The following is a 12,153-nucleotide window of genomic DNA, read 5'->3' on the forward strand; positions in this document are numbered from 1 at the left end:
ATGCCACCGGAGAGCGTCGACTGGCAGCAAGCCAACGCCGCCAGGGCCGACTCAGTCGAGGATTTCTCTGAGGATATATTCGATTTTCTGGTCGACCTCGGAGGCCTGAAGAATCTTGATCGACCGCTGCTCGTCGATGGGTGCCGTCTCGTCGTCTGGTAGGTCCTGAACCACGAGTACGCCGTTCGATCCGTTTCCGAACATACTCTCGTCGTCGTGGACGAGCGTTCCGTTCTGGCGAAGAAAGGCGAGATACTCCAGTGTCTCTGAGATCCCTCGTTGGATCGTCTCAGGGCGTTTCGAGTGTTTGACTTCCGTGATGAGATACTCGTTCGAGTTCTCCGACTGAACTTCCAGTACGATAACGTCTGGACGGCCAGTTGCACTTCGGAACGTTCTGTTTCGGAAGTAGCTGTCGGCGACCGCTCGTGCCTCCCGCTCGATCCGCTCTGTCCGTGAGAGCGCCTTTGATGGCTTCTCTGATACGTCCGATTCGAACGACACACCGCGGTCACGAGCGGAGTTGTCGTGGTACAGGACGATATCATCGCCGTTCGTCGACAGGCGAGCGACCTCTTGTGAACCAGACGTGATTGTCTGTAGCTCGAAATTCTCGTCTGTCATACGCTCCACGGCTGCGATGTAACGGAAGAGAACGAATAGTTCGAACAGCGTCTCGTCGTCGTCAGGCGTGATCGCTGTGTCGGCTAGAAGGTTCGTAATTGCCTCTGGCTCACCAGCGAGTGTCCGCTGGTATTCTTCGATCAGTGCTGCAGCCTCACGGTAGATTTCGCTGCGGGACTGGGCTGCCGTCTGGAGCATTCGATCCGTCGGCTCGTACACTTCTGGCCGGCGGATTCGACGGACGTGTACGTTTCTCTCGACGACTTCACGCATCGTTTCGACCAGATCTGTACTCTCTTTCCATCGTTCTGTTACCCAGTCGTACTCTCGTTCGAAGTACGGTTGGCAGTCCTGTAGCGTCTCGTGGACGAGCGCGAGTAGTCGTTTGAGAACGACGTTCTCGTCGATGTCGTAGTTCTCGGTCCGGTTTTCACAGACGAACAACGAGCGATCACGAGGATTTCGAGCGTATCGCTCTCGCACAGTGCCCGCCCAGTCGATCCGACCTTCCACGGCACCGCGAGTAGTCGTCGAGACGTTTTCGGTCTGTGTTTTGATGCTTCGCAATCGTTTTGGTAGCCGTTCCACGAAGTCGACGACTGCCGGCTTCAACACGAAGTGAAGTCGGACGAGCGTTTCGTAGTCGTCGAACCGGTCTGCGAACCCATCTGGTGCAATCTCTTGGACGAGATGGCGCTCGGGAAACGACCCGTGCATCACGTACGCGAGGATGTCTTCGGACAGTTGCTCAAGCAGGGCGTCCCTATCCATCAGGTCTCACCTGCAACACGTCACTCGCGACAGATCGAAGTCGAGACGAGTCGATTGCATCGATCTCGGCGAGCCGAGCGATGACAGCCTCACGCTTTCTGACACCCTCTAACTGCGGGAAGACGTAGCTGAGAACGGCCTGAGTAACGACACGATCACGCTGAGCGGGTGGTGTCCCTCGTACGTGAGAGAGCATGTCTCGGACGATTGCCGGCCCGATCTTCCGTTCGTCCGCCGCGTTGTTCATGACGAACCAGACATCTCCGATTGCAGCGACGAGATCGTCCGCGACATCGAGGTCCCAAACGTCGGCATACGTTCGAACAAGTTGGCGACGCGCGTCGTCGTCCTCGGGAACGGTCGGGGCGTCGACGTAGACGAACGCGAACCGGCGCATGAACGCGTACGACATCTCGTACAACGACGTTTTGTCGTAGCTGTTCATCGTCGCAAAGATCCGCCAAGACGACGGCATCAGGTACTGGTGCGGAGGAAGATCGCTCTTCTCGGTTTCAGATCCGGGCCGGATATCGATCTGTGAACCTTCCCTCGTGAACGGAAGAGAGATACCCTGTCCCGATAGCAGCGTGAATAGTTGGCCGAACGACTTGTCGATGTCCGAGCGGTTGATCTCGTCGATAACGAGCAGGTCGTTGCGCTGTTGCTCATCACGTTTGAAACAGTGCAACACCTGTCCTGGTTCAAACGAGAGATCGTCACCACCCTCTTCGCTCGGCATGTATCCGCCGACGGTCTCGAACGTCGACCAGTCTGCTGTGGCCGTAGTCGTCTGGTAGCCAGTGTAAAAATCGGTCTCTGCTTCAGCAAGGTATCCAGCGACACGGCGAGCAATTTCTGTTTTACCGGTGCCGGGTGGACCAGTGAGAATAATGTGTTTTCCGGCGTTCAACGCATCTTCCAGTTCTCCGAGAAGTTCGGTAACTCGGTCCTCGTGGTCCTCGCCTGATGGGAAGTGCAGTCCATCGAGAATCGAATCTGGCAGTTCGAATTCCGGCTGGCTATCTACGTCGATCCGAGCGGTGGTTGTATCGGAGCGCGTTTGCTCTACCGCACTATCGTCTTCCGTTCGGTCACCGTAGACGAAGGACTCGATCGATCCGTACTTCCCTCTGAGACCGCCGATTCCCATCTCGTTTAGCGGGGAGAATCCCATCGGGTAGTCGATGTCGTAGCCAGCTAACCCGTGTACTTCCGACGAATCGACGCCGAGTTCGACGGGTTCGTCGAGATAGATAACACAGAGCCAGGGGCTCCCCTCCTCGTAGTTCGGCCAGACATCTTTTGCCAACGGTTCGTTTCGTTCCGTGCCAAGAACTTTGGCAGCGTATTCGTACGTGCCGTCACGGTAGAACAAGAGAAAGTCGCCCGCTTCGATGTTGTTCCAGGTGCCCTCGATAGATTGTTTGGTCCCCCACAGGCGTACTGGATCGTTATCGAGCGTTCGATCGGTGAACCGCTCAATGCGTTCTGCGGCGATACCGTCACGAACAGTCCGCTGGAAGTTCTCCTGTGCAGCGCTGTTTGCAATCGGGGCCCTAAACACACCCGGCCCGTCGTACGTCATGCTGTCTCCCAGTCAGTGAGTGCCAATATAAGTAGGGGGAACCGGCAGGGCGATAGTTCATCAGTCGGGAGGAATCGAACCCGTGGTATGGAACTCCAACGACACTCCACAGCGGACTGTCGCCACTGCGGAGAGCGCATCTGGTACGGGGTGAAAGCAGAAAGTACGTGTTGGAAAGTCTTCTGTCAGTGTCTCACAGGCTGTGGCCGTGAGTGGCGGGCAGATCGAATCAGTCGGTCGACAGTGGACTCCCTCGACGACGTGTATCGACAGGCCGAACGGCAGTGCGAGCGCGTTTTCGCAACAGACTGACGCTATTCGACCCACAACGGCAGTCTCCGAGAGACGATCGGCAACAGTAATCAGGCGTGCCCACTTCCGAAGCGGTTATACGCCCGCGGTTGACTCTGTGCACGTATGAGCACGTGGGCGGACTGGGACCACATCGTCAAGATCGACCCAGACAAGAGCCTGGTCGCGGGCGAGACCTTCGAGGACGTGGCCGCGACCGGAACGGACGCGATCGAGATCGGCGGCACGACCGGCATGACCGAAGAGAAGATGGCCCGCGTCGTCGAGGCGTGTGGCGCACACGACATCCCCGTCTACATCGAGCCGTCGAATCCCGCGTCGGTCGTCCACAGCAACCGTCACGACGGCTACCTCATCCCGGTCGTGATGAACGCCGGTGACGTGACCTGGATCACCGGCGCGCACAAGGAGTGGATCCGCATCGACGACGACATCGACTGGTCGCGGACGTTCACGGAGGCCTACATCGTGATGAACCCCGAGGCCTCCGTCGCCAGCTACACGCAGGCCAACTGCGATCTCGACGCCGACGAGGTCGCGGCCTACGCGGAGGCTGCAGAACACCTCCTGGGACAGGAGATCGTCTACGTCGAGTACTCGGGGATGCTGGGCGATCCCGAGAAGGTGGCCGCCGCGGACGAGATCCTCGACGACGCGACGCTGTTCTACGGCGGCGGCATCCACGACTACGACTCGGCCCGGCAGATGGCGACCCACGCCGACACGATCGTCGTCGGCGATCTGGTCCACGACGAGGGCGTCGACGCCGTCAGAGAGACCGTCGAGGGCGCGCGCGACGCGACGGCTGCCACGCCGCCGAGCGAGTAGCGCCGGGCCAAGACGCCGCCGGGGTGCGGTCGTCGCCGTTCCGTGTCGGGAGCCCGAAACCCAGAACGCTCAAGCCGCCGCGCTCGCGAGGACCGGTATGGAACCGACGGCCGACGAACTCGCGGGGGTCGTCGACCTGTTCGGCGCGCTCACTCGCGACGAACTGGTCGAGGCGCTCTCCGAGCTGGCGTTCAAGCGGGGCGAAGACGTGGACGATCCAGCGGGGGCGATCGACGACGCCGTCGCCGCCTATCACCTCGCGGTCGTCGAACGCGACGGCGAGAAACTGCTCGCGGCCGGTCCGGCGGCGTTTCCGGAACTGCCCGACGGCGCGACGGACCTGCCCCACATCATGGACGTGCCCGAGCGATCGATCGACAGGGAGCGACTCGCGGCGGCCGTCGAAGAGCGGTTCCGCGAGGAGAGCCTCGTCGCCGTCCGCTCGGACAACGAGGCGTTCGTAGAGCGCCTGCTCGACGTGAGCTACGAACTCGAAGTCTGGGGACCGATCGACGTGAGCGCGGCCCGCGAGCGTCTCGCCGACGCGGCCGGCGAGTGAGTCGCCCGCGCGTTTCCACCCAAATTAAGAGCGTCCCGGCCCCACACTGACGCATGGAGTTCGATCGGGTGGCCAGCCACGAGGCGATCGAGGTCGCGGCAGAGCCACGCGAGGCGGCCGTGATCGTCCCCGTCGTCACCGACGCGGGCGACGGCGACGACCACGCCGTGTTGTTCACCAAGCGGGCCGACCACCTCTCGGACCACCCCGGCCAGATGAGTTTCCCCGGCGGCGGCCGCGAGCCGGCGGACGACTCGCTGTTGCGGACCGCCCTCAGAGAGGCACAGGAGGAGGTCGGTCTCGACCCCCGTGCCGCCAACGTGATCGGGCGACTGGACGACATCCGCACCGTCTCGGAGTACTCCGTCCGACCGTTCGTCGCCAGGATTCCCGACCGTGAGTACCAGCCGAGCGATGAGGAAGTGGCCGAGGTCGTCGTCCTCGCCGTCGACGATCTCGTCGATCTGGACAACTACGAGTCCGAGCGCCGGGACCACCCACACTACGGCGACATCCGGCTACACTTCTTCCACGTCGACGGCTACACCGTCTGGGGAGCGACCGCCCGGATGCTCGTCCAGTTGCTCGAACTCGCGACCGACTGGACGATGCCGACCGAGCCGGACCGCGTGGCCGGCCCCGACGACGACTATCCGCCCAGCGTCCGCGATCAGGTGTAGTCGGGCGGTTTCTGCCCGGCCACCGGGATGACTCCCCGTCGATTCGAGACCGGTCCCAAGCGACAGGCATTTGCCAGCGGATCGGGTACGGGTGAGCAATCGAACGGGCACGACGCCCACCCAAATCATGCTCACAGGAGTGACGCTCGACGATGTCGGAATCGACGCGGCAGCGCTCAAGCCCGCCGAGGTCGACGTGACGGCGGCCAGCGACCTCGACGTGTCGACGGTGACGATCGACTACGAGGGGGCGGGCCACCTGCCGGACCGGTCGACGCTGGCCGCGCTGGCCGACCAGAAGCGCGTCAGGCTGACGACGCCGGTCCGGGCCGACGGCTTCGACCCGCTGGGCGACGACAGCGCGCTCGCGACGCTACCCGACGGTGTCGGGCGAGTGCTGGTCGCGGGCCACGATGCCTATCTCACGAACGACGAGGCCGAACGGGCGGTCGTCCCTCGGCTCGAAGCCGCCGCGGCGACGGCCACCGATCCCTGGGTCGGCACCGAGGGCATCGAGCGCGTCGCGCTGGCGATCGGCGGCACCCAGTTCGAGTTGCTCTCTCGATCGACGGGACGGGACCTCCGGGCGCTTCGAACGGCCGGCTTCGAGGGGGAGATCGCCGTCTACGCGCCGACGGTGTTGACCGACGACGAGAGCGAAATCCTCGACGCCGTCGGGGACTACGCCGCCCGGCGCGGCCCGGTCCGTGCGGCCCTGCCCGACGGCGCGGCGACCGACGCGACCGCGAGCGGACGAGCCCGCGACGTGCTCACCCAGGCCGTGGGCGACTACGCGCTCGTGGGCGATCCCGAGACGGTCGCGGAACGCATCGAGCAGCTTCGAGCGGCCGGCGCGGACGCGATCGTCGGCTACCCGGCCAGGGGCATCGAGCCGGTGCGGTGACGATGCGGGTCGCCGTCGTCGGTGCCGGGGCCGTCGGCCTGACCGCCGCACGGACGCTGGCCGACCGCGGCACCGACGTGGTGCTGTACGACCGCGGGGAGATCGCCAGCGGTGCGACCGGCCGCGCGGCGGGGCTGTGCTACGACGCGTTCGCCGAGGACCGGGACGCCGCGGTGGCCGCCGACTCGCTCCGGCGGTTCCGCGAACTGGGCGTGCTCACCGAGTGTCCGTACGTGTGGTACGCCCGCGACGGCGACGAGGCAAACGCCGACGCCATCGCCCAGCAGGTCCCGCGAATGCAGGCCCACGGGCGCGATGTGGCGCTGGTCGAGCCCGAGCGACTGGGCGAGCGGTACCCACAGCTTCGGACCGACGAGATCGCCGTCGCCGCGATCGCGCACCGGGCGGGCTTCGTCGATCCGACCGAGTACGCGAGTGCGCTGACGGAGACCGTGCTGGAACGCGGGGTCGGCGTGCGGACGGAGACGCCCGTCTCGCTGGCCGGGCCGACGACGGTCGCCGAGCCCGACGGGACGGTCGGGTTCGACGCCGTGCTCGTGGCCGCCGGACCCGCGACGAAGCCGATCGTCGCCGACGCTGGCGTCGCGCTCCCGCTACAGGCCTATCGCGCCCAGGCGCTCGTGACGGAGCCGCTACGGGCGACGCTCCCGATGGCCTACGACGCGACCCAGCAGTGCTACTGGCGGCCCTGTGAGGGTGGACTGCTCGTCGGCGACGGTGCCCACGAGGTCGATCCCGACGACTGGGATCCCGACGCCGACGCGAGCTTCGAGCGGAGCGCGCTCGATCGGCTGGCGGCTGCGACGACCGTCGACGCGACGCGAGCGCAGTCCTGGGCGGGGCTCTGTACCGCGACGCCGGATCGGGAGCCGCTGCTGGGTGGCGTCGGGGACGGGCTCTACGTGGCGACGGGGTGGCACGGCCACGGCCTCATGCGCTCGCCGGCCCTGGGCGAGCGGATCGGCGAGCAGATCCTCGGCGGGCCGGGCGTCGACGCCTACGATCCCGACCGCTTTACCGGCGACGAGACGATCGACGTGGTCGACGGCATGACGATCGACGAGGACGAGGAGACACCGAGCTGAGACGAGCGGTCAGTCGGCCGCTTCGTCGGCTTTCGGGACGTAAACGTGCAGCGTGCCGTCGTCTTTCAGGGTCGCCGACGCGGCCTCGGCCTCGACCACGGCGTCGGCGGGCAGGGTGACGCTGCCGTCGAGGGAGAGTCCGCGGCCGGGATAGCGCATCTCGAAGCCCTCGTGGAACGGCCGGAATCGGTCGACGCGGACCTCGACACGGTCGTCGACGTACTGGACCTGCAGGTCAGCGGCCTCGACGCCGGGCGCGTCGAACACCACGAGGTACGCGTCGTCGCTCTCCAGCAGATCGGCCGGCAGCGGCGTCCGTTCCTGGACGCGGCCGGCTGCGCGGCCGACGTTCTCGACGATCGCGTCGCCGAGCGAGCGGGCGAAGTCGAACATCACAGCTCGACCTCCGACAGGCAGTCGACACCCCCGCAGTAGGGACACTGGAAGTCGGTCACGCCCACGCTGTCGGGCATGTCGTAGGTGTAGTGGAGTTCGAACATGTCGAGTTCGCAGCCGTCGTCGGTACAGACGAGTTCGAGCGTCGCTGGCATACGATTCTGTTGGACCGCGCGGGACAAACAGCTTTCGGAGCCCGGAGTACGCACCCCGCCGGACACACGGCGACAACGAGAACTTTCATGTCGGCCCGGCGAGTGGGCTGGGGCATGAGTTCGCGTGTCTTGGGCGTCGACTTCAGCGGTGCGAGCGACGCGGGGCGCTCGCTGTGGCTGACGGAGGCGCGGGAGACGGGGGACGGACTGCGGGTCGAGGACTGCTATCGCGCGGCCGACGAGTGGGGACCGGACCGCGAGGACGCACACGCCGGCCTGCGCTCGCGGCTCACGGCCTTCGACGTCGTCGGGCTCGACTTCCCGTTCAGCCTCCCGCAGGCGCTACTGGACGAGCACTGCGACGGCGAGTGGGCCGGGCTGGTCGAGTGGCTCACGCTCGACGGCCCGACCGATCCCGACGAGTTCGCCTCGACGTGTCGCTCGACCGCTCGCGAGCACACGGGCGACGGCACCGCGTCGCTGCGTCGCGAGACGGACCTGCGTCGCGCCGCGCTGTGTCCCTACGACCGGATGGTCCAGTACCAGACGTTCTACGGGATCCGGAACGTGCTTGCCGGCCTCGCCGACGATCCCGATGTCGCCGTCGCGCCGATGCAGGACGGCGACCCCGCGACCCGCGTCGTCGAGGTGTACCCCGCCGCGACCTTCGGCTGGCTCGGGCTCTACCGCGAGGGGTACAAGAGCGACCGACGAGACCGCCGCGCGACCAACGTCGACGGGATCGAGGCCTGCAGCGTCGACCTCGGGGGGTTCCGCGAGGCGTACGAACGACACCACGACGCGCTCGACAGCCTCGCGGCGGTGGTCTCGGCCGGCCGGGTCGCCGAGAACGGGAGACGGCCGCTCCACGGCCCGCGCGAGGAAGGCCACATCTACGTGTGAGCGCCACGACCGCACAGCAGTACCCGGATCGGCGTTCGACGGGGGTGGTTTCTTTGTCGATGCGGTCGTCGGTGATCGCACGATGTCCTCGCCCGATTCCGCCCCTCCGGACGCCCCCCGTTCACTCGGCCCGGTTCAGATACTCGAACGGTCGCTCACACGCCAGTTACTCGGCCTCGGACTCGCGTTGGTGGGCATCTCGATCGTCAGCTGGGTGATCGAGAGCTCGCCGCCACTGTGGTCCGTGATTGCGCACACAGCTGTCGGTTCGTTTGCCGTCTTCAACGGGCTCTACCTCGGAGGCGTTCGGTTCCGATAGCCCCACAGACCGACCGCGTGCGGGACTTTTTACTCTCCCATCACCTATAGAGGGCAATGAAAACCCAGGAGCGACCGCAGACGAGCGCCGACGCGGCCGCGACCGACGACCCGCCCGACGACGCCGCCCTCGTCGTCGAGGGGCTCTCCAAGCGGTTCGCCAGCGGCGACGCCGCGGTCACCGCCGTCGACGACGTGTCCTTCAGCGTCGGCCGTGGCTCCGTCGTCGGGCTGCTCGGTCCCAACGGCGCGGGCAAGACGACGACGATCAAAGCGATCCTCGGCATGGTGTTGCCCGACGCCGGCTCGGTTCGGATCGACGGGATCGACGTGTACGAACAGCCGAGTGCCGCCTACGCCAACGTCGACGCGATGCTGGAGGGCGCGCGCAACGACTACTGGCGGCTGACCGTCCGGGAGAACCTCCGGTACTTCGCGACGATCGGCGGCGTCGATCCCGACTCCGTAGCGGATCGCCACGAGCGCCTGCTCGACCAGCTCGATCTCGCCGAGAAGGCCGACGAGGCGGTTCGAGACCTCTCGCGGGGGATGAAACAGAAGGTGTCCCTCGCCAGCGTGCTGGCGACCGACGCCGACGTGGTCTTTCTCGACGAGCCGACGCTCGGACTGGACGTGGAGAGTTCGCTGACGCTGCGACGCGAACTGCGCCGGATCGTCGACGAGCGGGCGCTGACCGTCGTGCTCTGTAGCCACGACATGGACGTGATCGAAGCGGTCTGTGACCGCGTCGTGATCATGAACGACGGGCGCGTGATCGCGGACGACACCGTCGAGCGCCTCCTGTCGGGCGACGGCACTCAGCGGTTCGCCGTCGCCAGTTCGGACATCGACGAGGCGCTGCTCGCGCGCATCCGCGACGGCTTCGAGGTGACCGAGGTGACGACCGACGGCGAGCGAACGCGCGTCGAGGTGGCGACCGACAGCGAGGGGTTCTACGACCTGGCGGACCAGCTACGGGCCGCCGACGTGGCGCTGGACAGCGTCAACACGGCCCGGCCCGACCTCGAAGACGTGTTCCTCGGGCTGACCGACGAGGGCGAGGGCCGTCGATGACGGGACAGCCAGCCAGTGAGACGCCGAGCGGCGGGGAGACGCCCCGTCGGGCTTCCTACTACCACCTCGCGAGGGCCGTCCTCGTCCGTGAGTTCCTGCTGTTCGTGCGCTACCCGGCCAACGCCCTCGGCGGGATCGTCGTCTCGCTTTTCTTCTTCGGGCTGCTGTTCTACGGCGGGCGGATGATCGCCGGACAGGCGCTGACCGACTCGCTGGAGGGGATCGTCGTCGGCTACTTCCTGTGGACGCTCGCGGTCGGTGCCTACTCCTCGATCTCGAACGACATCGGCAGCGAGGTCCAGTGGGGGACCCTGGAGCGCCACATCATGACGCCCTTCGGTTTCGCGCCGGTCGCGCTGTTGAAAGGCGTCGCGAAGGTCGTCCGGACCTTCCTCACGTCGGCGGTGATCCTCGCGGTCATGCTCCTGCTCACCGATACCACCCTCCAGTTGCCGGTCGTCACGATCACGGTCGTCGCCGCGCTAGCGGTCGCCTCCGTGCTGGGACTTGGCTTCGCGGCCGGCGGCGTCGCCGTCCTCTACAAGCGCATCGGCAACTGGCTGAACCTCCTTCAGTTCGGATTCATTCTGCTGATCTCGGCCCCGGCGTTCGACCTCGGGTGGACGAAGTTCCTCCCGCTGGCACAGGGCAGCGCGCTCCTCCAGCGGGCGATGATCGACGGGACGCGGCTGTGGGAGTTTCCCGCCGTCGACCTGCTGGTCCTCGTCGGCGTCGCCGTGGGCTACGTCGTGCTCGGCTACGCCGCCTTCGAGGCCGCGACGCGGCGAGCCCGACGGCTCGGGGTGCTTGGCGACTACTGAGACTGTCGGCTGTCCCTTCGCGACGAGACGTGCCACCTCGGGATGGCGAAATCGTTCCCAGACGGACAGCCGACAGTGTGACACGGCGACGACGGTCCTACCAGACGGACAGCCGACAGTGTGACACGGCGACGACGGTCCTACCAGACGGTCGCTGTCGCCGTCGTGCGGTCGACCGGGCAAACGGCGAGGATCCGTCTCAGGTCCGGCAGATGTCGTGGAGGTCCGACAGCGAGTCGATGTCCCACGTCGGCCAGACGTTGAGCTCCCAGTCCGTGCGGTGTGGGCGGCGGATGAACGCCGAGTCGATGCCCGCGTTCTCAGCGGCGCGGATGTCTGACTCGTTGTCGCCGACGAACAGCGCGGAGTCGGCGTCGAGGTCGGCCAGCGCGCGGTCGAGGTAGTGGCTGTTTGGCTTGCGCCGGTCGAGGCTCTGGATCGTCGGCTCGCGGCCGTAGGCGGTGCCGAAGTGATCGCGCACCGAGAAGTGATCCAGGAGGAAGTCGACCGTCGCCTGCTGGTTCGAGCTGACGATACCTTTCGCGGCGTCTAAGCCGTCGAGCGTGTCGATGTCGTCGTACGGGCGCTTGCGCCCGGCGCGGGCCTCTTCCTGCTGGGCCTCGACCATCTTCTCTTCGCGAGCGCGCCAGAACTCCTCTCGTGGGAGGTCGTACTGGCCACAGATCGTCGCTACCTGGTGTGGGGTCGCTCCCACTGTCATGTTTTCGACGTGGTTGGGGTCCGGATCGGTCACACCGAACGCTTCGAACGTCTCCTGGGTCGCGTCCTGAAGAACGTCGAAGGCGGTCCGACCGACGAGGACACCGTCGTTGTCGAACACGACGGTATCGTAGGTCATACGCCAGGTACGTCGGAGGGCGGTATAAGTGTTTCACCACCGCGGCTGGCGGCTACGCTTCGTCCAGTCGGCAGGATCACGAACGCAGAGGTCGAGAAACGAGTGACGGCGACGGATGAATGCGAACGCGAGGCGGCACGTTCGACCGGCGGTTTTTCCCGCCGATCTAGTCGCCCCCAGCGCGGCGTCGAGCCACGCCGCGAGCGACGAGGTTATCGCGGGAGTCTAACCCCCGTTCCGACTTCTAACCACGAATGT

At 65.8% G+C, this 12,153-nt stretch carries 12 protein-coding genes and 1 pseudogene; 8 read left to right on the plus strand and 5 right to left on the minus strand.

Going from position 1 to position 12,153, the window contains the following annotated elements; all coding sequences use genetic code 11:
* Positions 1-51 precede the first annotated feature (51 nt).
* Together HMUK_RS17810 and HMUK_RS14615 are read right to left on the minus strand one after the other, a co-directional pair.
* Positions 52-897: a hypothetical protein gene (locus tag HMUK_RS17810; RefSeq protein WP_206501511.1), complete on the minus strand. Its 846-nt coding sequence runs from the start codon at positions 895-897 to the stop codon at positions 52-54.
* A 490-nt stretch (positions 898-1,387) separates the two neighbouring features.
* Positions 1,388-2,980, minus strand: coding sequence for an AAA family ATPase (locus HMUK_RS14615; RefSeq protein ID WP_015763962.1), 1,593 nt, complete (start codon positions 2,978-2,980; stop codon positions 1,388-1,390).
* 417 nt (positions 2,981-3,397) lie between these two features.
* Between HMUK_RS14615 and HMUK_RS14620 the strand changes: the two genes are divergently transcribed.
* The 5 genes from HMUK_RS14620 (at position 3,398) to HMUK_RS14640 (ending at position 7,369) form a co-directional block, all read left to right on the plus strand.
* Positions 3,398-4,120 carry a phosphoglycerol geranylgeranyltransferase gene (locus tag HMUK_RS14620; RefSeq protein WP_015763963.1) on the plus strand — a complete coding sequence of 241 codons (723 nt, stop codon included), beginning with the start codon at positions 3,398-3,400 and terminating at the stop codon, positions 4,118-4,120.
* 97 nt (positions 4,121-4,217) lie between these two features.
* Positions 4,218-4,679 carry a DUF7109 family protein gene (locus HMUK_RS14625; RefSeq protein ID WP_015763964.1) on the plus strand — a complete coding sequence of 154 codons (462 nt, stop codon included), beginning with the start codon at positions 4,218-4,220 and terminating at the stop codon, positions 4,677-4,679.
* Between the two features lie 53 nt (positions 4,680-4,732).
* Entirely contained in the window at positions 4,733-5,359 is a 627-nt protein-coding gene (locus tag HMUK_RS14630; RefSeq protein WP_015763965.1) for an NUDIX hydrolase, read from the plus strand.
* 127 nt (positions 5,360-5,486) lie between these two features.
* On the plus strand, positions 5,487-6,263 hold the full coding sequence (locus HMUK_RS14635; protein WP_015763966.1) for a DUF7388 family protein: 777 nt from the start codon (positions 5,487-5,489) through the stop codon (positions 6,261-6,263).
* A gap of 2 nt (positions 6,264-6,265) precedes the next feature.
* Complete coding sequence (locus HMUK_RS14640; RefSeq protein ID WP_015763967.1) at positions 6,266-7,369, plus strand: NAD(P)/FAD-dependent oxidoreductase; 1,104 nt, start codon at positions 6,266-6,268, stop codon at positions 7,367-7,369.
* A gap of 12 nt (positions 7,370-7,381) precedes the next feature.
* Here HMUK_RS14640 and HMUK_RS14645 read toward each other — a convergent pair.
* Positions 7,382-7,762: pseudogene (locus HMUK_RS14645) on the minus strand (Hsp20/alpha crystallin family protein); the annotation flags it as partial.
* Complete coding sequence (locus tag HMUK_RS17685) at positions 7,762-7,920, minus strand: DUF7559 family protein (protein WP_015763969.1); 159 nt, start codon at positions 7,918-7,920, stop codon at positions 7,762-7,764. The gene HMUK_RS17685 and the pseudogene HMUK_RS14645, both read right to left, overlap by 1 nt.
* Before the next feature lie 114 nt (positions 7,921-8,034).
* Here HMUK_RS17685 and HMUK_RS14650 point away from each other — a divergent pair, with 114 nt between their 5' ends.
* The 3 genes from HMUK_RS14650 (at position 8,035) to HMUK_RS14665 (ending at position 11,036) form a co-directional block, all read left to right on the plus strand.
* The gene (locus HMUK_RS14650; protein ID WP_049940849.1) at positions 8,035-8,823 is read left to right on the plus strand and encodes a DUF429 domain-containing protein; all 789 of its coding nucleotides are present in this window, start codon (positions 8,035-8,037) and stop codon (positions 8,821-8,823) included.
* 375 nt (positions 8,824-9,198) lie between these two features.
* On the plus strand, positions 9,199-10,215 hold the full coding sequence (locus tag HMUK_RS14660; protein WP_015763971.1) for an ABC transporter ATP-binding protein: 1,017 nt from the start codon (positions 9,199-9,201) through the stop codon (positions 10,213-10,215).
* A complete protein-coding gene (locus tag HMUK_RS14665) occupies positions 10,212-11,036 on the plus strand; it encodes a hypothetical protein (RefSeq protein WP_015763972.1) in 825 nt (274 codons plus the stop codon). The genes HMUK_RS14660 and HMUK_RS14665 overlap by 4 nt, the downstream gene beginning before the upstream one ends.
* 199 nt (positions 11,037-11,235) lie before the next feature.
* Here HMUK_RS14665 and HMUK_RS14670 read toward each other — a convergent pair whose 3' ends face one another.
* Positions 11,236-11,895, minus strand: coding sequence for an HAD family hydrolase (locus tag HMUK_RS14670; RefSeq protein WP_015763973.1), 660 nt, complete (start codon positions 11,893-11,895; stop codon positions 11,236-11,238).
* Positions 11,896-12,153: the final 258 nt, after the last annotated feature.

The sequence above is a fragment of the Halomicrobium mukohataei DSM 12286 genome, from assembly GCF_000023965.1.
GTDB lineage: Archaea > Halobacteriota > Halobacteria > Halobacteriales > Haloarculaceae > Halomicrobium > Halomicrobium mukohataei.

Bases quoted from the DNA above. Each gene is read 5' to 3' on its own strand.
- HMUK_RS17810 (WP_206501511.1), bottom strand. From the start codon at position 897: ATGCGTGAAGTCGTCGAGAGAAACGTACACGTCCGTCGAATCCGCCGG.
- HMUK_RS14615 (WP_015763962.1), bottom strand. From the start codon at position 2,980: ATGACGTACGACGGGCCGGGTGTGTTTAGGGCCCCGATTGCAAACAGC.
- HMUK_RS14620 (WP_015763963.1), top strand. From the start codon at position 3,398: ATGAGCACGTGGGCGGACTGGGACCACATCGTCAAGATCGACCCAGAC.
- HMUK_RS14625 (WP_015763964.1), top strand. From the start codon at position 4,218: ATGGAACCGACGGCCGACGAACTCGCGGGGGTCGTCGACCTGTTCGGC.
- HMUK_RS14630 (WP_015763965.1), top strand. From the start codon at position 4,733: ATGGAGTTCGATCGGGTGGCCAGCCACGAGGCGATCGAGGTCGCGGCA.
- HMUK_RS14635 (WP_015763966.1), top strand. From the start codon at position 5,487: ATGCTCACAGGAGTGACGCTCGACGATGTCGGAATCGACGCGGCAGCG.
- HMUK_RS14640 (WP_015763967.1), top strand. From the start codon at position 6,266: ATGCGGGTCGCCGTCGTCGGTGCCGGGGCCGTCGGCCTGACCGCCGCA.
- HMUK_RS17685 (WP_015763969.1), bottom strand. From the start codon at position 7,920: ATGCCAGCGACGCTCGAACTCGTCTGTACCGACGACGGCTGCGAACTC.
- HMUK_RS14650 (WP_049940849.1), top strand. From the start codon at position 8,035: ATGAGTTCGCGTGTCTTGGGCGTCGACTTCAGCGGTGCGAGCGACGCG.
- HMUK_RS14660 (WP_015763971.1), top strand. From the start codon at position 9,199: ATGAAAACCCAGGAGCGACCGCAGACGAGCGCCGACGCGGCCGCGACC.
- HMUK_RS14665 (WP_015763972.1), top strand. From the start codon at position 10,212: ATGACGGGACAGCCAGCCAGTGAGACGCCGAGCGGCGGGGAGACGCCC.
- HMUK_RS14670 (WP_015763973.1), bottom strand. From the start codon at position 11,895: ATGACCTACGATACCGTCGTGTTCGACAACGACGGTGTCCTCGTCGGT.